The 24,012-nt window shown below is 28.4% G+C and carries 17 protein-coding genes; 16 read left to right on the top strand and 1 reads right to left on the bottom strand.

Going from position 1 to position 24,012, the window contains the following annotated elements:
• Nucleotide 1 precedes the first annotated feature (1 nt).
• The 6 genes from BM027_RS01860 (at nucleotide 2) to BM027_RS01835 (ending at nucleotide 10,264) form a co-directional block, all read left to right on the top strand.
• Nucleotides 2-622, top strand: a complete 621-nt coding sequence (locus BM027_RS01860; RefSeq protein WP_090088587.1) for a nitroreductase family protein — start codon at nucleotides 2-4, stop codon at nucleotides 620-622.
• Between the two features lie 638 nt (nucleotides 623-1,260).
• Nucleotides 1,261-3,132 (top strand): dynamin family protein, encoded by a 1,872-nt coding sequence (locus tag BM027_RS01855; protein ID WP_090088278.1) that lies wholly within the window; start codon nucleotides 1,261-1,263, stop codon nucleotides 3,130-3,132.
• Nucleotides 3,116-4,834: a dynamin family protein gene (locus tag BM027_RS01850; protein WP_090088276.1), complete on the top strand. Its 1,719-nt coding sequence runs from the start codon at nucleotides 3,116-3,118 to the stop codon at nucleotides 4,832-4,834. The genes BM027_RS01855 and BM027_RS01850 overlap by 17 nt, the downstream gene beginning before the upstream one ends.
• A gap of 20 nt (nucleotides 4,835-4,854) precedes the next feature.
• A complete protein-coding gene (locus BM027_RS01845; RefSeq protein ID WP_090088273.1) occupies nucleotides 4,855-5,268 on the top strand; it encodes a hypothetical protein in 414 nt (137 codons plus the stop codon).
• A 20-nt stretch (nucleotides 5,269-5,288) separates the two neighbouring features.
• The gene (locus BM027_RS01840; RefSeq protein WP_090088271.1) at nucleotides 5,289-8,843 is read left to right on the top strand and encodes a dynamin family protein; all 3,555 of its coding nucleotides are present in this window, start codon (nucleotides 5,289-5,291) and stop codon (nucleotides 8,841-8,843) included.
• A gap of 593 nt (nucleotides 8,844-9,436) precedes the next feature.
• Nucleotides 9,437-10,264: a polysaccharide deacetylase family protein gene (locus BM027_RS01835; RefSeq protein ID WP_090088269.1), complete on the top strand. Its 828-nt coding sequence runs from the start codon at nucleotides 9,437-9,439 to the stop codon at nucleotides 10,262-10,264.
• 408 nt (nucleotides 10,265-10,672) lie between these two features.
• Here the strand turns inward: BM027_RS01835 and BM027_RS01830 are convergent, their stop codons facing one another.
• Nucleotides 10,673-10,885, bottom strand: a complete 213-nt coding sequence (locus tag BM027_RS01830; RefSeq protein ID WP_090088268.1) for a hypothetical protein — start codon at nucleotides 10,883-10,885, stop codon at nucleotides 10,673-10,675.
• Between the two features lie 240 nt (nucleotides 10,886-11,125).
• Here BM027_RS01830 and BM027_RS01825 point away from each other — a divergent pair, with 240 nt between their 5' ends.
• From BM027_RS01825 to BM027_RS01780, 10 genes are all read left to right on the top strand, one after another.
• Nucleotides 11,126-11,878, top strand: a complete 753-nt coding sequence (locus tag BM027_RS01825; RefSeq protein ID WP_090088267.1) for a zinc dependent phospholipase C family protein — start codon at nucleotides 11,126-11,128, stop codon at nucleotides 11,876-11,878.
• Nucleotides 11,879-12,649: 771 nt separating this feature from the next.
• Nucleotides 12,650-13,078 (top strand): MarR family winged helix-turn-helix transcriptional regulator, encoded by a 429-nt coding sequence (locus BM027_RS01820; RefSeq protein WP_090088265.1) that lies wholly within the window; start codon nucleotides 12,650-12,652, stop codon nucleotides 13,076-13,078.
• A 74-nt stretch (nucleotides 13,079-13,152) separates the two neighbouring features.
• Nucleotides 13,153-14,889 carry an ABC transporter ATP-binding protein gene (locus BM027_RS01815; protein WP_090088263.1) on the top strand — a complete coding sequence of 579 codons (1,737 nt, stop codon included), beginning with the start codon at nucleotides 13,153-13,155 and terminating at the stop codon, nucleotides 14,887-14,889.
• Nucleotides 14,876-16,759 (top strand): ABC transporter ATP-binding protein, encoded by a 1,884-nt coding sequence (locus tag BM027_RS01810; protein ID WP_090088262.1) that lies wholly within the window; start codon nucleotides 14,876-14,878, stop codon nucleotides 16,757-16,759. The genes BM027_RS01815 and BM027_RS01810 overlap by 14 nt, the downstream gene beginning before the upstream one ends.
• Before the next feature lie 344 nt (nucleotides 16,760-17,103).
• Complete coding sequence (gene xylB, locus BM027_RS01805; protein ID WP_090088261.1) at nucleotides 17,104-18,606, top strand: xylulokinase; 1,503 nt, start codon at nucleotides 17,104-17,106, stop codon at nucleotides 18,604-18,606.
• Between the two features lie 149 nt (nucleotides 18,607-18,755).
• Nucleotides 18,756-19,904 (top strand): ROK family transcriptional regulator, encoded by a 1,149-nt coding sequence (locus tag BM027_RS01800; RefSeq protein ID WP_090088260.1) that lies wholly within the window; start codon nucleotides 18,756-18,758, stop codon nucleotides 19,902-19,904.
• A 174-nt stretch (nucleotides 19,905-20,078) separates the two neighbouring features.
• Entirely contained in the window at nucleotides 20,079-20,702 is a 624-nt protein-coding gene (locus BM027_RS01795; protein ID WP_090088259.1) for a DUF4867 family protein, read from the top strand.
• A gap of 72 nt (nucleotides 20,703-20,774) precedes the next feature.
• Nucleotides 20,775-22,256 carry an L-fucose/L-arabinose isomerase family protein gene (locus BM027_RS01790; protein WP_090088257.1) on the top strand — a complete coding sequence of 494 codons (1,482 nt, stop codon included), beginning with the start codon at nucleotides 20,775-20,777 and terminating at the stop codon, nucleotides 22,254-22,256.
• Nucleotides 22,257-22,489: 233 nt separating this feature from the next.
• Complete coding sequence (locus BM027_RS01785; protein ID WP_090088256.1) at nucleotides 22,490-23,638, top strand: hypothetical protein; 1,149 nt, start codon at nucleotides 22,490-22,492, stop codon at nucleotides 23,636-23,638.
• Between the two features lie 72 nt (nucleotides 23,639-23,710).
• Nucleotides 23,711-23,980, top strand: coding sequence for a hypothetical protein (locus tag BM027_RS01780; protein ID WP_090088255.1), 270 nt, complete (start codon nucleotides 23,711-23,713; stop codon nucleotides 23,978-23,980).
• The last annotated feature ends 32 nt before the right edge of the window (nucleotides 23,981-24,012 follow it).

Genomic DNA, 24,012 nt, shown 5'->3' with positions numbered 1-24,012 from the left:
GATGAACGATTTTTTAAAAATTGTGAGAGAAAGAAGATCAGCTAATAAATTTATTGAAAATATTACCATACCTAGAGAGGATTTTAATGATATATTTAGAGAACTTTCATTAGCGCCTTCTGCTTTTAATTTACAACACGCTAGATACTATGTTGTAGAAAATAAAGCACTGACAGAGAAAGTTTATGATGCGGCATTTAAACAATATAAAACCAAAACTGCTTCAGCAACAATAATAGTTACAGGGGACAAGCATGCTTATTTGTCAGCAGATAAAATTTATGAAGGATCAATGATGCTTGGAATGCTTGATAAAACTGAATATAATATCATGATTGATACTATTAAAAATCTCTATGAAGGCTGGGGAGAAAGTTTTCAGCATGATGAAGCTATAAGAAATGCTTCTTTATCAGCAATGCTATTTATGCTACTAGCTAAAAATAAAGACTGGGATACATGCCCAATGATATATTTTGATAAGGCTAAGATTAGTCAATTATTAAATATTCCAGACAATGAAGTACCAGTTATCATGATTACTATGGGAAAAATGGACAAGAGTAGCAGTAAAATTAGAGGATACAGAAAGCCAGTTGATGAATTTGTGAAATTTTACTAATTTAAAAGAGAATAATTACATGATTTGAATTAAAAATGAAAATTAATGAAGATGACTAAAAGTTTAAAATTAGAATAAATAGATTTGAAGTAAATAATATATAACTGAAGATAATATAAAATAGGACTTTTTTTATGGGATAATAAAAGAAATAGAACAAGGCATAGAAAGGAATATATGAATTAGGAGATGAATTTACTTTTTCACAGTATAGTGGATTTTAAAGGTCGCACTTCTCCTCCATCATGAAACCCAAGACAATACTAATGTAAGTGTTGTCTTGGGTTATTTTTATCTTATACATTAGGAATGTTATCTATTAATAGGGTTAGAAATTTTGCAAAAAGCATGATGCATTCCGAATTTAATATTATCCATAATTATATTTACCACATCTTTTATGGGCATATTTGGTGAATATTCATACCACCATTTAACAGTTATCATAGTTTCAGGAGAAAATAACGAATTTATGTCTTAAGCAGATTGTGCAGCAGCAACAGAAAATATGCTAATTGCAGCAGAAACTTTATATGTAGGTGCTTGCTTAAATGGTTTTATAAAGTAATTATTTAACATGTAATATTGATTATGGTAAAATATGATTATATTATATATTTTGTACTGGAGAATAAAAAATGATAAATGACAATAGATTTATTGAAATAAAAGATGAATTACATAAAATTACAGAGGAATTAGTAGATAGTGCATTTGAACAATTTTTTATAGACAGGATAACTTCTGCTAAAGAGCGTTTAAATGATGAGAAGATGAATATTCTTGTAGTTGGAGAATTTAGCCGTGGAAAATCTACTTTTATAAATGCTATTTTAGGGAAACAAATTCTTCCATCTAGTGTAAATCCTACAACGGCTACAATAAATATACTAGAAGGAAGTAATCTCAATAATATGAATGTATATTACAGAGATAGGGATAGTGAGACAATTGATTTGCCAAATGAAAAGCTAAAAGATTTTTTAGATAATTTTGTTACAGTTAAAAATGAAGAAGTAGCACAAATTGAAAGAATAAAATTAAATGTCAGTGGTAATCTAGAAGAATGGAACTGTGTGCTTGTGGATACTCCAGGTGTTAATGATTTGGATGAGGCAAGAGAAGAAGTTACATTTAAATATTTGTCTCAGGCAGATGTGTGTATAGTTTTGCTTGATTCTCAGCAGCCTTTATCTGAGAGCGAACGTAGATTTATAAAAGATAAGGTATTAAAAAATGATATTAATAGATTATTATTTGTAATCAATAGAATTGATGATATTGATGAAATGCCTGATGGAAATAATTATAAGAGAATAAGGGAACATATTATAGGCATTATAAAGGAAACCCTTCCAGAACTTGAATATCCAAAGGTTTTTGGGGTATCAGCAAGGGAAACATTAAAAGCAAGACATAAAAATATTGATTCAGAATGGGAAAAATCATTCAAAAGTTTTGAAAGTGAAGCTATAAAATTTGTATCAAATAATGCAGTAGCTGGAAAGATGCCACAGCATATAAAAAGATTAAAAAATATATGTAATGATATCCAAGCATATTTAAAGGGTGAGCTTTTAAAATTAGAATGTTCAAATGAGGAATTAGATTTTTTATTTGAAAAATTAGCTACAGAAGCTAATATATTAACAATAAATCTTAAGGATATAATGTTGATCATTGAAAAAGAAAAAATCGAACTACAGAAGGAAATAACCAGTGTATCTAAAACTGAATTTGATAAGTTAAAAGTAAAATTAGTTAATCAAGCTAATACCATAAACAGTGAAGAAAAATTGAATATGTTGAAAACAGACTTATCATCAGGAATTAGAAGTATTACAGAAAAGTTAAGCAAAATTATTTATGACCACAAGGAAAAACTTCAAGAAAAATTCTATAATAATTTAAATAAAATATTAAAAGAAAATAATTTAGAAACAAGTTTAATAACTACATCTAATAATCAGGTAAATTTAGAGGTTAAAGATATCGATGAGTTAACTTATACTTCAAATAATAATTCTAAAAAAGAAAAAAATGAAGAGGCAGATGTGAGGTCTTTAGCTTTAGGTGGAGTATGTGGACTTGTAGGAGCGGCACTTTTTGGTGGTCCTGTTGGAGTGATAATAGCAGTAGTAGGGGCAAATTACATAGATGATGTACTTAAAGAATCAAAATCAGGAGATGAAGCTAAAAATCATGCTAGAAATTTCATGAAAAATATAATTGTACAAATTGATGCAATTATAAGTAAATCACAAGCTAAAGCAGGTGAAATAGCAGCACATGAAATCAATGAGATATCATGTGAATATAAGGAAGTGCTTAATAATAGGTTAATCATGATAGAAAAAAGTCTCGGAAATAAAGAAAAAGATTTGAAAAATAGAAAAGAAAATCTTGATAATTCAAAAGTTGAAATAAAAGAAAAAATAGAAAATTGTAATGGCATAGTTTTGAAATTACAGGAATTTGAAGGAGAATTAAAAAATGAGTTCAATATATGAAAAAGTATTAGTATTACAGCAGGTATTAAAACAGGTGCCATGTAATGCAGCAGAAAGATTATGTAAGTCAATAATCCGTAAAGAACAAGATAATAGATTCTATTTAGCATTTGTTGGAGAATTTAAAAGAGGAAAATCAACAATGATAAATTCAATTTTAGGACAAGATCTTCTTCCAAGTGATATATTACCTACAACAGCTACAATAAATGTATTAGAGTATTCTTATGAGGAATATTGTGAAGTTATCTTTACTGACAGAGAAAGTGAAAGGTATGAATTAACTAAAGAGAATCTAGAAAAATTTACTGCTGAAAGTAGTATTGATACAGATAATATAAGTCACATAAAAATAGGAATTTGTAATGAACTTTTAAAAACAGGTATGGTAATAATAGATACACCAGGTGTTAATGATATATCTAAGTCAAGAGTAGAAGTTACAAAAAATATTCTTCCAAGCTGTGATGCCGCAATATTTTTACTAGATGCTGCATCTCCATTAACTAAAAGCGAATCAGAATTTTTAGAGACCAAAATACTTACATATAAATTACAAGCATTAATGTTTATAATATCAAAAGCAGACAGGCTGGATGAAGATGAGTTAGAAGAATCTATAGAAGGAGCAAAATCAAGAATAAATAAAGTTTTAGGATATAATGCGCCTATTATGCCATATTCATCAAGGAAAGTTTTTAAGTCTGAGAGAGAAGGAGTAATTAATTCATATAAAACTAATCTTTTAGATTATATTAATGAATTAAGATATGATGCAGAAAACTTAAAAGAATACTCTGAAAAAGAAAATCTTAAGTATGCAGTAAAGCTTGTTATAGATGAAATAGGAAACATTCAGTCTATAAATGCTTTAGATAGAGAAAAACTTCAACAGGCCCAAACTAAAGTATTGGCTATGTGTAAGCAAAATGAAGTGAAATTCGATCAATTAATCTTAAGTGGAGAATATGTAGGGAGAACTACACTTCATGAAATATTTGATAAATCCTTTGAAGTTTTCTTGAAGAATCTTACAAAAGACTGTATAGATGCCCTAAGGATCGATAATAATGTTAAAAATTATTATGAAAGAATAATGCCTGTAGTAATAGAAAAGCAGCTTAGAAGATTTGGTGAAGAAAAGGCAAGGGAAATTTATATGTATTTATCTAAGATCACCAATCATATTGTTAATGAGTATAATAAAAATTTTAAGATTCCAATTATGGAAGAATTAAAATTTGAAGGCGTTGAGATTCCAGAATGGCAGCTTGATTATAAACCAAGTGAAGACCTAAATCCTTTTGTTAAAAATATGCTACCAATTACTATAGGATCTGTTATTGGGATGATTTTTATGCCTGGAATAGGAACGATACTTGGAGGGGCAGCAGGTCAAATAATAAGTGTGTCTAAAAGGGAAAAAGAAAATGAGCAGTTAAGAGCTGAATTAATTGGAAAAATGCCAGATTATTTAAAAGAAACTTTAGGACAATATTCACAGGGTGTTCATGAATCAATTGATAAATGTTTTGATAAACTTTTTGAAAATGTAAGAATCATGAATGAGAATAATAATAGTGAATTAAATTTAAAGTTAAATATAGAACCACAGGAAAATAATGATATGCAACTGAAAAATAAAAATGAAAAACTAGAACAACTAAAAACAGAACTTGAATTATTAGTAAATAATATATAGAAAATAAAGGGGAGAAAATAATGGATAATACTTACTTTAACCACAGTACATCAAATATATTTGAAGGACAGACATATTATGATGATAATAATCATGTTAGTGGACATTCACAGTCTAATAGTTACGGACATGAGACTTATTATGATTCAAATAATCATATAATAGGCCATAGTGATGCTAATGGATTTGGGGGAGATAATATATATGATTCAAATAATCATATGATTGCTTCATCTCACATGAATGCTGATCATAGTATTGATTATTATAATGATCATAACAGTTATATAGGACATGCATCACCTACGGCAGACGGTGGTGTTTTTACAGATTTACATGGAAATCATATATCATGGCATGATAATGTTTTTAATGGTGTAAATGTTGACCCGTTACATAATGTAAATAATATTTCATTTCCATCATTATTATAGAAACGTGGAGGCCCTATACAATGAAAAGTGTGGATGTAAATAACAAAATATTAAAGGCACTTTTATTTAAATTTAAAATAGACGATGAAGATATATTTTATGAAGGACAGGAAAAGGTTATATGTAAATATTGCGATATAAGTGAAGAAACTAAAGTGACGTTTTTTATAAGCAGTCACAGAGTAGGTTTTGTAACTGAAAGAGGAGTATATAATCTTGCTTTATTAGATTATATAAGAAATTTATATTTTGATAATAATAAGAATGTTCATTTAAAAATAACTAACATGGAAAGTTATAATGAGCTGGAAAAAGATTATGATTTATTAATCTTAAATAGTGAAAATTATGATAAGCTTTTAGAAAACTTTGATTCAGTTCAAATATATAGATATAAGTATCCAATGCAATGTATTTATCCAATGATAGATAGGGCAGTAGACCTTGCTTATAAATATAAATTTGAAGATTCACTTAAATGTCTAAAAGAAGCTGACAAACTCGATCCTTTAAATGGGATAACACAAATTATACAAAATAAAGTTTATAAGATGATGGGAAAGCAAGATGTTGTAGCTTTATTAGTAGCAGGAAATTTTGAAAAATTAAGCTGCTGTAGTCAGGAAAGCTTAATAAATGAAGTTATTTCTATTGACTGGAATAAGGAGGCCCTTAATTATCTACCTTCAATTAGCAGCAATTTAGATAATATTGATAGGAATTTATTATCATACATAAAGTCAAATATGGAAGATAATAATGAATTGATGATGTTATATGCATTAAATATTATAAAAGCTCTTCTTAAAAAAGGAAATATTAATGATTCAATATTGTTAAGTTTTAAATTCTGTATAAAGTATTATGGGCCAGATAATAAATCAAAACTTTTAGATGCTATTTTTGATTTGGGATGTAAAATGCTATCATTAAAAGCATTAAAAGCAAAAGATGAAAATGAAAAAGAAAATTCAGATATAATGACTGGTCATTTTAATGAATTAAAAAAAGATCCATTGAAATTTGCAAGGGATTGGGGTAATAATTTAGAAAAATGTTTATATGACAATAACTTTCGAGAATTAGGAAATCTGAAATTTGATGAAGAAGAATTATCTAAAATTGAAGATTATAGTATTGAATTTATTGAGGAATATTCAATAGCAGATAATTATAAATTAGAATGTACTCATAAAATATTTACTTTGTTTGCAAAACTTCGTAATAAAAGCTATACACCAGTTGAATTATTAATACAGTTAAATGAAATAGAAAAATTAATTGATGGACAGGAAAGAAGATTTTTTAATGACCGTGAATATTTAGCTTATATAGTTTATTATATTTTATGCTTTGAAATTCATATATTAGTTGATAAGAAAAGAGAGTGCTTAAAAAAAGTTACTGAACTAAGAAAATATTTAAGACAATGGACTATTACAAGTTTTCATGAGATATATTTATATTCTGGAAATATAGCTGACTTCTATGAAGCATGGGCATTAGACTCTTATCATGAAATGAAAAAAGCTATTTATTCTATACCAAAAGATAAAGTAAAATGGATTCATGAGCTACTTGAAAGTAATAAAAATATAACTAAGGAAATTGAAAATGAGTATGATGCATTAAATTTAATAAACAGTGTTATTTCAAGATTTAAATCAATAGCAGAAGATCAAAATCAAATAGAGCAAGGAAAAAGTTTGGAAATAATAGAGTCTATAAATAGAATAGAAGATAAATTAGAAAATAATGAACTTAGAATAGCAGTAGTTGGTGAAACGAGCGCAGGAAAAACTACATTTTTAAATGCTATGTTTAACACAGATTTATTTTTTTCAACTCAGGAAGAAGCAACAGGAGTAGCAACTGAGATAAGAAAAGGGCAGAAGATATCTATTGAAGTATTGGATAAAGAAAATAATGTTAGAAGTGCATATAATACCAATAAAGGAACCTGGTTTAATAAGAATGCAGATGTTGAAAGTAACTATGATAACATTGAATTACTTGAGACTCTATCTGCTGAAGATGAAAAATTACAAACATTAGAAAATATCAATCCACGTGATTTTGTAGCCAAGCATACTAAAGTAGGTGAAGAAACTTTAGTATGGGTAAATAAAGTAAAAGTTTACTTGCCAATAGAAGACTTGCCAGAAAATGTTGTAATTGTAGATACTCCTGGATTTAATGCAAATGAAAAGAGAACTGATATAGCAAAAAAGGAAATATTAAATGCACATGTATGTCTTTTTCTTATTGATGCAAGAAATGCACTTAAAAAGAATGAAATGAAAATACTTGATTTAATTGAAGATGAGGCTGGAAAGGTAATATTTTTATTAAATAAAATGGATTCTGTTACATATGATGAAGACCTTGATAATAGCGAAGAAAGTGAAGAGTTTCTTATTGAGAAGGTAGCAGGAGAGCTTATAGGCAGAGTACAGATAGAGATAAAACGTCACTTGGATATTGAAGATGCGTACGTATATCCTATTACATCTGTATATAAGGAATCATATAAAGAAAAAATAAAGGAATATTATAATAATGTTTCAAAGGTAAAAGAAGCAGTGTTTCAGGAGTCTGATAGCAAAAAATTAGATTTATTAATTAATATGGCAGCAAAAGAAGCAATAAGAGTATCAGAAAAGATAATGCCAAATTATATTAAGTCCATTGAAAGACTTGAGGATAAAGAAAGGAAGTTAAATACATCTCTTCCTAGTGCCCCTAAATTATTTAGAGATCATATTGAAAATGAAGTATTTGGAAAACTTATTCTGCTTAAAGATAATTATATAAGTAAACTTGATACTGATATAAAAGAACAATTTGAATATACTAAAAATAAATATTTAAACTGGATTCAAATGGCAGAAACAAAAACTGAACTTAGCAATGCTAAATCTTATGCAGAAACAATTCTAGGTGATGCAGTTGATTCAATTAGCGAAATTAAGTATAAAGAATTATCGATGATAGGTGAAGAAATTATAAATGAAATTATAAAAGTCTTTCAGGAACTATATAAGCAGCTTTCATTTAATGGAGTCTTTGATAGCAAAGAGCTTTTAAGATATAGCACAAATCTGAATGTACATAATATCAGCTCAATAGATAATATTAATGTAAATTCCGGATATAATGTTAAAATAGCACTTATTGGCGCAGGTATCGGAATGATGTTTGGTCCTATAGGAGCTTTAATAGGAGGATATATAGGAAGCAAATTTTTTGGATCTTCCAATGAAAATATAGAAGATATAAAGAAACAGATATGGGATTCATATGTGGATTCATTATTTGATACACAAGATATGATAATTGATAAATGTAATGAGGATTTAGATATAGAAAGCAGTAATTCATATGTAAGAAGATTTATGAATGTTATAGATGAACAGATTATGAAGTATGAAGGTGTAATAAAAAATAGCATTGTAGCAATCACTAACAATTTGAAAGAGCAGAATAATTTAATTTTGTTATATAAAGAAAAAGCATATAAGATTAATGATGATATTGAAGCATTAAAAGATTGGAGAAAAAAGCGTATTTCATAGAATCTAGATTTTTGATTTACTTATGGTAGGAAATATATATCTATATAGATATATATCTTTTTCCAACTCTTACACATTCATAAAATGCTGTATTATTGCTTTTATCCTCACGATATAATATATATTCATGATCATTTAACTTGTCACCTGTTATTGTTGTAATAATCCATTAAATAAGCTTTTTAAGATTAAATAATTTGACTTAAATGCAATACTTTAATTTGCTGTTTAACACTCTACTGAAAAATTTATTTTCCGAATGTAAAAAAATTCATACAAGACTTTGTAGATGAAGTCATAGTATTTAAAGACCACGTTGAAGTAGTATTCAACGTGGTCTTTTCTGTTGCTAAGGGAGAAACTGTGTATAAGAAAGTCATATATTTAACTAGAGAAGAAATACTTGAAAAATATGTAATATAACATGAAGAATAGTAATTTAAAGTGAACTATTGCAGTTATTATCTCGTATATTAAATAGGAAGGATCAGATAAAAGTATTTGGTCTTGACACGATATATGAAATGCAGAAATTTGCAAATAAGAATAAAGAAAAATCAAATTAAACTACTTGTATTAGTTAGGAGAAAAAAATGAAAAGACAAAGTAATGTTTTAGGTAGTACCAGCACTAAAGAAGATTATAAGAATTCTAGTGATAAATTAATTAATCAGAATAGTACTAATAAGCTTTCTAACGTCCCTATATATTTACCTATACTTGGAGAATCAAAGAATCTTACTAAAAAAGAAAAGGAAAACATGAAGAGGTGGAGGAATGGTATTATAGAACTTGCAAAGAAAAATAAAACTTCGGTATATATTAATGGCTCCACGGAAAAAAAACAAATAGCTTTAACCTTCGATGATGGTCCTGATGGAATTGTAACTCCTAAAATATTAGATGTTCTTAAAGCCGAAAATGTGAGAGCATCATTTTTCTTCATTGGAAAAAATGTTATATTATATCCAGAGGTAGTAAAAAGAGCTTATAATGAAGGAAACCTTATTTTGAATCATTCTTTAACTCATGTCGATTTATCTAATAAAAAGGCTGAAGTGATTGATAGTGAGATAGAAAGTACTGGAGATAGGATATTTTCACTAATAAATAAAAGACCAGCTATTATAAGACCACCTTACGGTGCACTTTCTCAAAACAGCATAGATGAAATTGTAAAAAACAATTATAAAATAGTAATCTGGTCCATTGATACCCTTGATTGGTCTCAAAAGGAAAGCTCAAACATTACAAAGAATGTATTAGATAATGCTCGGGATGGGGATATTGTTCTAATGCATTCCGATGGGGATAAAAAAGCAACGCTAGAGGCTCTGCCTGTTATAATAGAAGGTCTTAAAAAAAAGGGTTATAAAATAGTTACTCTTGATGAATTATTAAATATAAAAGCATATCAATAGTATAAAAAGCGACAAGTAACTAATTGAATTTTCAATACTGAAACCAAAATATCCGTTATTATTAATACACATTTTGTTATAACTTAGAGGAATGGAGAATAAATTTAGTTTAATTCTTGTCTAATATGTTATTACATAATGTTCTTATATGATATAACAGTTAAAAGTAGAATGATAAGAAGTATATAAAGAGGTACTTCTTATTTTTCAACAAAAGAATTTGTTATATAAGTAAGAAAGAAAAAGTGTTATCTCAAAACATGCTAGATAACAAGGAAAGGTAGTTTTGCATAAAAAATATGGTGGAGTCGAGGATACAAATATCGTGGTTCGCCTCCACCATACATAAACCAATCATAAAAATCAAGTAAAAAAGAGCTGTTGTAAAATAACAGTTCCTTTTAGAATTTACCCTTTTAAATCCTTATTTATCTTAAAAATATCTTCATTAAGCCTGTTATCCTCCTCATCATAAAATTCAAGGTCCCTAGCAAGCAGAAGAATCCCATCCTTATCTTTATCAAGAACCTCACCCTGTACTCTCTTAATCTCAAGTTCCTCCATAGGCAAATTTACTTCTCTACACATATTTGTTCTAGGATCTACTATTTTAACTTTCATAATTTCCCTCCTAATTTTATTTATACTTATTATTTCTATTTCTTTACTTTTTTAATCAGAAATTTCAACACTCTATTACTATCACACTTGTTTATAGTGAATCCGTAATCTTCATAAATAATTTTATTATTCAATTTTATAGCATGAAGGCATACAGTTTCTTCACATGCCACATGAATAATAGTAAAATATATGTTTATAATAATTTAGATTACAAATATATTCATAGGGATGATAATTATGAAAGTTTTAGAAAAATCATATTCATACGTATTTAAAAAAGTACTAAAAACTGTAAATCCTGTAAAGAAGAGAATAATGAAAGCTGAGTGTATAGTTCATAAATTTATAAATAATCAGTCTTTAATAGTATTAAAAAATGATGGACATATAGAAGCTTATAAACTTATGAAATCATATATAAGTGATATTAATGCTGGAGTAGTTTGGGCTGATCAGGATTTAAAAAGCAGTAATCATTTTTATAATCCATATACGAACAAGGGATTATACGGTAGTAGTGATGCAAAAAAAGAAGGCATATCTTACTATACTAGAGCATTAAATGAATATTTCCATGGTAACATTAAAGATTCAATGTTCTATTTAGGTGTTGCCTGTCATTTAATTCAAGACTTGACAGTTCCTCAACATGCTAATGTTCACTTATTAAATAATCATAAAAGTTATGAGAATTGGGTAATTAGAACCCATAGATATCATGATGAGTTTAAAATTCAAGAAGGGGGAATATATTTTAATTCCTTAAAACATTATATTGATTTTAATAGCAAAGAAGCCATAAATATATACAGAAAGCATTCCCATGTGCAAAATAGGCAAGTTAGGTTTCACATAATTACTTCAAAGGTTTTAACAATGGCTCAAGCTACTACCGCTGGTTTGATGTTTAAGTTCTATAAAGATATACAAGAAATCAAACCTCTTATAGCTAAAGAACATAAAAAGCACTTTGAAAATATATTATATTAAAAGCAAAAATCTAAATAATTTTAGTAGCTATAAAGGTGAACCGCACCTATAGTAACGTAGACTTTTTTCAAGTAATTTAAAATTAATATAAATATTTTATACCAGTTAATGTTTATATTATTATATCTGATACTTTATTTATTCTTTAACTTATGTTTTATTTCTTTATTACTGAAGTTTTGAGTTAATATAAGCATAATTCAATAATGGAGCAACATCAAAAAAAGTAGTCACAAAGGGCTACTTTTTCATTTTAAAAATGGATTTGCTGTCACTTTGCTTACTGTTATGAGCAGATTTCCTCGACTTATACAAAGTATATTTGCAATATATTTTATTTTACTTTATTATTGCCTTTATCTTTGTTATTGTTATTTTTATTTTTGTCAGTATTACTCTTATCATTCTTGTTCTTGTTGTATTGAGAATTACCCATTAGCATCACCACCTTACTTTATTTTTTATTATTCACGGAAGAAGTTTACGTTATTCATCTTTGTAAATAAATTTTAGAAAGTAAACTTCTAGTACAAGCATTAGAGAACTATCAAAATACCCACTTTCTAGAAACAGTTTTATTATTTTAACTGTCTACTATAAAGGGAGCATATCAATATGACAACTCATTAACTTTTTGTTTGGCATAAGCTTTAAGTGAAGGGTATGATTTGAACAGTATTGGTGATTACAAGTCAATAAAAACTTGACAATAGAAAAAATTGCTATTATCATATATGTTAGCAACCTAACAATTATTTATGGAGGTAAATAATGAATAATAATAATGATGTAGGAAGAAGGATAAGTATTCTTTCTAACCAAATAAGACGACAATTTGATAACACTACTTCTGTTAATGGAGTTACTGGTGTTCAAAGAAAAGTTCTTCACTTTATTTTGGCACAGTCTCAGGAAATAGATATTTTTCAAAAAGATATTGAGGAAGAATTCAATCTTCGACGTTCTTCTGCTACTGGAGTTCTTCAATTAATGGAGCAGAATAATTTAATAAGACGTGAGAGTGTTTCATATGATGCAAGGTTAAAAAAAATCATCATAACTGAGAAAGCTATGCAGATGAAAGGACAAGTGTTACAGGAAATACATTTATTAGAGGAAAAGTTAAAAAGAAATATCTCAGATAAGGACTTAGAATTATTTTTTAAAGTTATAAATCAAATGTCAAAAAACTTGGAATAAAAAAATAAAAAAATTTTACACATATAGTTAGGTTCCTTACAATTATATTTTAACTAGATAAGGAGGAATTAATTATGTTAAAAAAATTATCGGGATCAGTCAGAGAATATAAAAAAGATTCTTTGATCACCCCGTTATTTGTTGTGTTAGAAGTGGTGATGGAAGTGCTTATTCCACTTTTCATGGCTAATATTATTGATGTTGGTATGGCAAACGGAGATATGCCTTACATTATAAAAATTGGTTTCATATTGGTAATTGCAGCAATAATGTCATTATGTTTTGGAGCATTATCAGGTAAATTTGCAGCAAGAGCTTCAGCTGGGTTTGCAAAAAATCTTAGAAAAGACATGTTCTATAATATCCAGAACTTTTCTTTCTCTAACATTGATAAATTTTCCACAGCTAGTCTTGTAACAAGACTTACAACCGATGTTACAAATGTACAAAATGCTTACCAAATGGTTATTCGTATATTAATTCGTGGGCCAATTATGCTTATCTTCGCATTAATTATGGCAATGGGTATTAACTTGAAGTTATCTATTGTTTTTCTTTTTGTAATTCCTATTCTTGGATTTGGTCTTTTCTGGATTGTAATAAAGGCACATCCATATTTTGAAAAAGTATTCAAACGTTATGATAAATTAAATAGTGTTGTTCAGGAAAATTTGACTGCAGTTCGTGTTGTGAAGGCTTATGTCAGAGAAGATCATGAGAATGAAAAATTCCATGAAATATCAAATGACGTTTATCATCAATTTAAATCTGCAGAAAAGATAGTAGCCTTTAATAGTCCCCTTATGCAGTTTGCCATGTATACAAGCATTTTATTGATATCATGGCTAGGTGCAAAGCTTATTATTTCTGAGACAATGACTACAGGACAACTTATGAGTATGATTGTATATGTAACTCAAATACTTTCTAGTTTAATGATGCTTTCAATGGTGTTTGTAATGATTATAATGGCAGAAACATCTTCAAAAAGAATTGTGGAAGTATTAAATGAAACAAGTGATTTAAAGAATATTAAAAATCCTATTTATACTGTAGAAAGTGGAGATATAGATTTTGAAAATGTACATTTCAGTTATATAGGAGATTCTAAAAAGTTAGCACTAAAAGAACTAAATGTTCATATAGCATCTGGAGAAACTATTGGGATAATTGGGGGGACAGGCAGTGCAAAAACAACCTTTGTTCAATTAATTCCACGTTTATATGATGTCACTTCAGGGTGTATTAAAGTTGGAGGCTTAGACCTTAGGGAATATGATTTGGAAACACTTCGTAATGAAGTTGCGATGGTATTACAAAAAAATGTGCTGTTTTCTGGGACAATTAGAGATAATCTTAAATGGGGTAATCAGAATGCACCAGATGAAGAAATTATTCGTGTCTGCAAACTAGCACAAGCACATGAGTTTGTTCAGAGCCTTACAAATGGATATGATACTGTGTTAGATCAAGGTGGCACGAATGTGTCTGGTGGACAAAAACAGAGGCTTTGTATTGCAAGAGCTTTATTGAAAAAACCTAAGATCTTAATTTTGGATGATTCTACTAGTGCAGTTGATACAAAAACTGATGCTTTAATTCGTAAGGCTTTTCGTGAGGAAATACCTAATACAACAAAAATTATTATTGCACAGCGTATTTCTTCTATTGAAGATGCAGACAAAATAATTGTTTTTGACAATGGAAGAATTGACGCTATTGGAACACCAGATGAATTGTTAAAGAGTAATAAGATTTATCAGGAAGTATATAAATCTCAGGTTAAGGGGGGAAGTAATGATGAAGAATAATTTGCAAAAGAAAAATCATTATGGAAAAACAGCAAAAAGATTAATGGGATATGTAGCAAGTACTTTTAAAATGCAGTTTACTTTTGTAGTTGTTACAATCATTATTAGTGCATTGGCTGGACTGGCTGGTCCATTATTTTTAATGTATTTGATAGATGATTTTATTACCCCATTACTTGGACAGCAGAATCCTAATCTTACTTATTTGTCCCATACTGTATTGGAACTAGCAGTACTTTATTATATTGGTGTAATTTGTACTTATATTTATAATCAGTTGATGGTTAATATAGGACAAGGCGTCTTAAAACGAATTCGTGATGAAATGTTTGAACATATGCAAAGATTTCCAATTAGGTATTTTGATACAAATTCACATGGTGAATTAATGAGTCTTTATACTAATGATACAGATACTTTAAGACAGATGATTAGTCAAAGTATCCCACAGGTATTTTCTGCACTTGTTACAGTTGTTACGATTTTTTGTGTAATGCTTGCAATAAGTATACATTTGTCTTTGGTTGCAGTTGTAATTGTAGGTATTATGACACTGCTTACTAAAATACTTGGAGGTAAAAGTGGAAAGTATTTTATTAAGCAACAATATGACTTAGGTAGAGTAAATGGTTATATTGAAGAAATGATGGGTGGGCAAAAGGTAATCAAGGTTTTTTGCCGTGAGGAAGAAACTAAGTTTCAATTTGATTATCTTAACGAAAGACTTTGTAATAGTGCTACTAATGCAAATAAATATGCAAATGTTATTATGCCAATTATGAGTAACCTTGGGAATCTGCAATATGTTCTAACGGCTATTATTGGTGGACTTCTATCAATAAGTGGAGTAGGTAGCTTAACCCTTGGTGCAATTGCTTCATTTTTACAGTTTACAAGAAGTTTTAATATGCCTTTTAGTCAAATTTCTCAACAATTTAATTCTATTGTTATGGCATTGGCAGGTGCAGAAAGAATTTTTGATTTAATGGATGAAGAAGTGGAGAATGATGAGGGATATGTAACTTTAGTAAATGCACAATTTGATCATAATGATAATCTAGTTGAATCAGAAAAAAGAACAGGAATTTGGGCGTGGAAACATCCACATAATGATGGAAGTATCACCTATACACAATTGCTTGGAGATGTTGAATTTTTTGATATGAGTTTTGGTTATAATGATGATAAAATGGTACTACATAATATTACATTAGATGCTGAACCTGGACAAAAAGTCGCATTTGTTGGATCTACAGGTGCAGGTAAAACTACAATCACTAATTTAATTAACCGTTTTTATGATATACAAGATGGAAAGATTCGTTATGATGATATTAATATTAATAAGATTAAAAAAGATGATTTAAGAAGATCATTGGGAATAGTACTTCAAGACACACATCTTTTTACAGGAACAATTATGGATAATATTCGTTATGGAAGGTTAAATGCTACTGATGAAGAAATTTATGCTGCGGCAAAGCTAGCTAATGCAGATAAGTTTATTCAACTTTTACCAGATGGATATAAAACAATGATTTTAGGAGATGGAGAAGAATTATCACAAGGTCAGAGACAGCTATTAGCTATTGCAAGAGCAGCAGTAGCTGACCCACCAGTGTTGATATTAGATGAAGCAACTTCTAGCATAGATACTCGAACTGAAGCAATTGTTCAAAATGGAATGGACAGTTTAATGAAGGGAAGAACTGTATTTGTTATTGCTCACAGACTTTCAACTATAAGAAATGCTGATGCTATAATGGTATTGGAGTATGGTAGAGTAATTGAGAGAGGCACACATGAGGAGCTAATAAAGAAAAAGGGGAAATATTATCAGCTTTATACTGGAGTATTAGAACTATCTTAGATAGGTATCTTTAAATTCCGGGCCTTTAATGGTGAGAGCTAGATAAAAAAATGGCATTAGTATCTTTTAAAACTTAATAAGAAGGTCGAGGGTATATAGGTAACGCTTCGCCTTACCATGAAATCCACGACACGATATGTATAAATTAAAAGTGGTAGTTATTAAGTCATAACTACCACTTTAAATAATTGTGTAAAAGTTTACTGAAAAATATTGACTAAGAGTAAAATAGTAAGTATAATAAACTTATTAAAATACATTTAAAAAGTTATTTTAAATAAAAATCAAAAAGTTATGATTTAAGTATAAATAAAAATATGTATATAAAAATGGGAGGTTTAATTATGAGATATTTATTAGGTTTGGATATTGGAACATCAGGAACTAAAACAGCATTATTTGATGAAGAAGGAAACACAATAAAAACTGCAACATATGCATATGATTTATTTCAACCACAAGTAGGATGGGCAGAACAAAATCCAGAGGACTGGTGGCAAGCATGTGTTAACGGGATAAAAGATGTTATAGAAAAAAGCAATGTACAAGCTTCAGATATTAAAGGTATTGGATTAAGTGGTCAAATGCATGGACTTGTTTTATTAGATAAAGAATGCAAAGTGATTAGAAATTCTATAATTTGGTGTGATCAAAGAACAGAAAAAGAATGTGATTACATGACAAAAGTTATAGGAAAAGAAAGATTAATAAAAATAACAGGAAATCCTGCATTAACTGGATTTACACTTTCAAAGTTATTATGGGTTAGAAATAATGAACCTGATAATTATAAAAAGATATATAAAGTACTTCTTCCAAAAGATTATATAAGATTTAAACTAACTAATATATTTGCAACAGAAGTTTCAGATGCTAGCGGAATGCAAATGCTAGATATAAATACTAGAAATTGGAGTGAAGAATTACTTAAGGATTTAAATATAGATAAGAACATATTATCAGATGTTTATGAATCAGTTGTTGTTAGTGGACATGTTACAGAAGAAGCTGCTAAGCTTACAAAGCTAGAAGTAAATACACCAGTAGTTGGAGGCGCAGGAGATCAAGCAGCTGGAGCTATAGGAAATGGAATAGTAAGTGAAGGAATAATATCAACTGTAATAGGATCATCAGGAGTAGTATTTGCAGCAACAGATACACCAAGATTTGATAAAGAGGGAAGAGTTCATACCTTATGTCATGCAGTACCTAATAAGTGGCATATAATGGGTGTTACACAAGGGGCAGGTTTATCATTGAATTGGTTTAAAAGAACATTCTGTGCTAAAGATGTTGAAAACAGTGAAAAGTTGGGAGTTGATGTATACGATTTACTAACAAAAAAAGCAGCAAAATCAAGACCAGGTTCTAATGGAATAGTTTATTTGCCATATCTTATGGGAGAAAGAACTCCACATATAGATCCAAATGTAAAGGGTGCATTCTTAGGAGTATCACTTATAAATAATCATGATGATTTTGTACGTAGTATATTAGAAGGAGTTAGCTTTAGCTTAAAGAACTGTCTTGATATTATTGAAGATATGAATGTAAGTATTGGTGAAATAAGAGTAAGTGGGGGTGGTGCAGAAAGTAGTGTTTGGAGACAAATATTAGCTGATGTTTTCCAATATGCATTAACTACTGTTAAAGCATCAGAAGGACCAGCACTTGGTGTAGCGATACTTGCAGGCGTTGGAGCAGGAATATATGATTCAGTAGAGGATGCTTGTAGTAAAATCATAAAAGGAAATTCAATGTTATATCCAAACGCTGATTTAAAAGAAGTATATTCAAAAGTATATAATGTATATAACTCAGCTTATCCTAAAATAAAAAATATTTAGGTAAATAAAAATAAATGCTAATCATACTTAATTGTTTGTATTTCTAATTAGTTGAATTTAGGTAGACTTTAACAAAACTTATAATAGTGATATTATTTAAGAAAAACTATTATTGTCTATAATAGCAGGCGAGAGGGGTATTTTTAAATTTGATAGAGATAAACCATAGTAAAATAAAAGAAACTAATAGAAAAAAAATAATAGCATTATTACTGGAAAAAAGTGAAATTACCAAATTAGATATTTCTAGAAAATTAGATATAAGTATAACAACAGTTTCTACGAATATTACTGAACTAAAAAATGAAGGTATTGTAGAAGATGTAAGATCTTTAGAATCTACTGGTGGAAGAAAAGCAATTGCAATTAAACTAAATGAAAGCTGTAAATATTCAATTGGAGTAGCATTAACATCAAATCACTTAAAAATATCACTAGTTAATTTAAAGAAAAATATTATTGAAAATATAAGGATTAGACATAAAAAGGATGGGATAGAAAATATAATAGGTCTTCTCATTAAAAATATAGATATACTTATGCAAAAATATAATATAAGTTCTGAAAAATTATTAGGGATTGGGATTTCATTGCCTGGAACTGTAGATTTTAAAGAAGGTATAATAAAATATTCATATTTTCTTGGAGTTAAAGAGTTTAATTTAAAAGAAAAGTTTGAATATTTAAATATACCAATATATGTAGATAATGAAGCTAATTTATCAGCTTATTATGAATTTTTAAATAGAAAAGATAAATTAGAAAATTTATTATATGTTTCAATAACAGATGGGTTAGGCCTAGGAATAATAATAAATGGTAGAATATATAGAGGTGACAATAATTCATCAGGTGAATTAGGCCATATTAAAATAGCGATGGATGGAAAACAGTGTAAGTGTGGAGCTAAAGGATGCTTAGAAGCATATACTTCTATGAATTCTTTAATTGATAGTTATAATGAGGATACTAATTCAAATATCACAGATATAGGTGAATTTGAAGAAAAATATAATCAAAATGATAAAGTAGCTCAAAAGATATTGAATGAGTATTTAAAGGTATTATCCTTAGGAATATCAAATTTAATTATGATACTAGATCCTAATAGCATAGTCATAGGTGGAGACATAAATAATCTGTTAAATGATAAGATAGATATTTTGAAAAAGAATATTTATAAGGATAATTTATTTACAGATGAGAATAGCTGTAATATTAGTATTGCAAGTTTTAAAGAATCTTATTTGTTAGGTGCAGCTATGATGCCGATAGAAGAATTTTTAGAAATTAAATAATAGAGTAGTAAATTTTACTACTCCATTTATTTAAAAACTTATTAAATGAATTTTAAAAATATATTATTTAAGTTTTTGATGATTAAAATACAAATCTGCTGATAAATTAGCAGCTAAAGGAATAGATGTAAGAGTTATAAGTATGTAGGTGTTGATTTAGAAAGGATGATTAATATGTTTATTAAAAATGTTACTGATAGAGAGTTTAAAAAATATGGACAAGTATTAAAAAATTATGATTGCTCTGAGATAATTAAAAAGATGGAAAGCACACCATTACCAAGTGATGTAATATATGAACCATCTATAAAAGAACTTGAAGATTTAAAAATTGCTGAAGATTTAAGAAAAAGAGAATTTGGTGAATTACCAATTCAAATAGGATATTGCAATGGTAATAATTATTTGTTAAATGCAGTTGAATATCACCGTTCATCTGAAATAAATATAGCTGTAACAGATCTTATTTTACTTATAGGTTGTCAGCAAGATATTGAAGACGATTACTCATATGATACTTCAAAAATAGAAGCCTTTATGGTTCCAGCTGGTAGCACAATAGAAGTATATGCAACTACGCTACACTATGCACCTTGCAATGCAAATGAAGATGGATTTAAGTGTGTTGTTGTATTGCCAAGAGATACTAATTTACCTTTAGAAAATAACATTGAAAAAGTGGGTGAAGATGCATTACTATTTGCTAAAAATAAATGGTTAATTGGACATAAAGATACTGATTTGGCTGAACAAGGATCATTTATAGGATTAATTGGAGAAAATATATCAATAAAATAAAAGTTATTTATAAAAATATATAAATTAATAAAAAGTATGTAAAAAATATTATAATAAATGGAGGAATTAGCAATGAATAATATACCAGAAATAAAATTAGGAATTGTTGCAGTAAGTAGAGATTGCTTCCCAATGGAGTTATCAGTTAATCGTAGAAAGTCTGTAGTAGAAGCTTACAAAAAATCTAATGGAGACATTTATGAATGTCAAACAGCTGTTGAAAATGAAAAACATATAGAAAAAGCATTAGCAGAAGTTAAAGAAGCTGGTGTAAATGCATTAGTAGTATACCTTGGGAATTTTGGACCTGAAACTGCTGAAACTTTACTTGCTAAAAAGTTTGATGGTCCTGTAATGTTTGTTGCAGCTGCTGAAGAAACTGGAGATAATTTAATTAATGGTCGTGGAGATGCATATTGTGGAATGCTTAATGCAAGCTATAATTTAGCACTTCGTAATATAAAAGCATATATCCCTGAATATCCCGTTGGAACAGCAACAGAAGTTGCAGATATGATTTCTGAATTTGTACCAGTTGCTACTGCATTGCTTGGATTAAAGAACTTAAAAATTATCTCATTTGGACCTCGTCCACAAGACTTCTTAGCTTGCAATGCACCTATTAAACAATTATATAACTTAGGTGTTGAAATAGAAGAAAACTCAGAACTTGATTTATATGCTGCATTCAATGCTCATAAAAATGACTCAAGAATTCCAAACGTAATAGCTAGCATGGAAAAAGAATTAGGAGAAGGAAATAAAATGCCTGGTATTTTACCAAAACTTGCACAATACGAAATTACATTATTAGATTGGATGGAAGAACATAAGGGTTCAAGAGAATATGTTGTATTTGCAAATAAATGTTGGCCATCATTCCAAACACAATTTGGATTTGTACCTTGTTATGTAAATAGTCGTCTAACAGCAATGGGAATTCCAGTATCATGTGAAGTTGATATTTATGGTGCATTAAGTGAGTATATTGGAACTTGCATCAGCAAAGATGTTGTTACTTTACTTGATATTAATAATTCAGTACCAGCTGATATGTATGAATCAGAAATAAAAGGAAAATTTGATTATACATTAAAAGATACATTTATGGGATTCCATTGTGGTAATACAGCAGCTTGTAAATTATCATCTTGTACTATGAAAAATCAAATGATTATGGCAAGAGCATTAGAACCAAATCAAGAACCAAACATTACTAGAGGTACTCTTGAAGGAGATATTGTTCCAGGAGATATTACATTCTTTAGATTACAAAGCAATGCAGATGCAGAATTAACAGCATATGTGGCAGAAGGGGAAGTATTACCTGTTGCTACTCGTTCATTTGGAGCTATTGGAGTATTTGCAATACCTGAAATGGGAAGATTTTATCGTCATGTATTAATAGAAAAGAGATATCCTCACCATGGAGCAGTTGCATTTGGACATTATGGAAAAGCAATTTACAACTTATTTAGATATTTAGGCGTTAAAGAATTAGGATTTAATCAACCAAAGGGAATACTTTATAAAACAGAAAATCCTTTTGAATAGCAAATAAAAGTAGTTATTAAGTGCAAAGTTAATAAATGAAAGGAATACTTAAAGCAATATGAAGCTTTGAGTATTCCTTTTTATATTTTAGAATCTGTTGAGCTGATATGAAAAAATAGCTTGATTATTTATAGAATTTCTCTCCCTTTGAAAATTATATAAGATTGACACAAATATTTATCTACCTTATAATTTAATTACATAATTGAAAAAACAAGGAAGCGAAAATTGACATGATAAGTATTATTAAAACTGCAATTATAACTATAATAATATCATTTATATCTGGGTTATTGTTAGAACATTATAAAAATTTAGCAACTAAGATATTGTGTAATATAGGAGATAGCATATCTCTAGTAATAAAGAATAGAAATGTTTATGCATATATTCTTACTGTTAGAAACCTGTCTAATAAAACAATCCATGATATAACACTAAATATACAAGATTATAAAAAGAATTTAAATTTTGGAGATGCTGAAATAACAAAAGGTTTAAAATTTGATTCTTCTATTAAAGATAATATTTTAGATGTTTACATACCTTTTTTAAGTAAGGATGATGAATTTAAAGTTACATTATATATAGACTATGAAGATGGAGAGTATAATAAACCTATTGTTACAATTAGATCACCTGAAAATTTTAAAGAGGTAGACTCTGAACAAGCAACAGGAGTTCTAGCTTCAGTATTTAATGTGCCTAAAAATATAACTAAGTTATTTTCAAAGGATATGAAAGATAATAAAAAAATAAGAGCTAATAGAAAAGAAGATCTCACAACTATTATTAATACTTCATCAGATGATACAAAAATGATAAATAAATCTGATAGAAAAATGTTTAATAGAAATAAGAATAAAAAGTTAGCGATAGGAGCTATAGCTATTGCTTTAATTATAAGCAGTGGAATTTTAGGAAGATTTTATTTTCAAAAAGTATCTGCTCATACCCCAACTTCTGATACAAAGACTGATGTTCAAGATCAGTCTAGTGATGTGACAAAATCAGCAGGGGCACAAGATAAAAATAAGGATAAAAAAGCACCAACATATGGGAAAACTAAAAATTCAACTTCAAACCAATCAACAGATGAAGCAACTAAAAATGTACCTTCAAACCAATCAACAGATGGGACAAACCAAAACTTAGATGAAAAAACACAAACAGATAAAGAAACTGAAAATGCAAATACAAAGCCAGCAGCAGATAAACCGGCTGAAAAATCATCAACAAATAAAACAAATGAAAGTACAGATATAAAATCGTCAAATGGAACAGCTAAAAATGCAGATGCAAAGCCATCAACAGATGAAGCAACTAAAAATGTACCTTCAAAACCATCAACAGCTGGAACAACTGGAAATACCGGCAACTAACGTATCAATATATTTTAATATCAAGAAAAGGAATGTATTCTTTAAGTGAAAACTTAAGATCAATCCAAGAATATGTATCAACTGAAAAAAGAAAATGATAAGTTTGATCATATTGTAAATAATATAAAAATAAAAAAATGCGGAAATAAAACAGAGTATTTTATAAATAAGGAAACTCGTGAAACATGTCTGTTCTTGGATAAGCAAGGATTATGTCAGATATTAAAAAGTCATGGAGAAGAGGATTTATTAGTAAGGTATGCTGTATTTTTAAAATATTGTATGAATAAAAATAAAGAAATAGGTACTGAAGATATAAAAGATTATATTGTATTTTTTTGAATTTGGTGGTTTCTTAAATGCGTCTAGTTTTA

Origin of the sequence: Clostridium uliginosum, assembly GCF_900112485.1 — a bacterium.
In the GTDB taxonomy this organism is placed as follows: Bacteria; Bacillota; Clostridia; order Clostridiales; family Clostridiaceae; genus Clostridium; species Clostridium uliginosum.
Note: the sequence above shows the minus strand (reverse complement) of the source record. Positions and strands in the feature narration are given on the sequence as shown.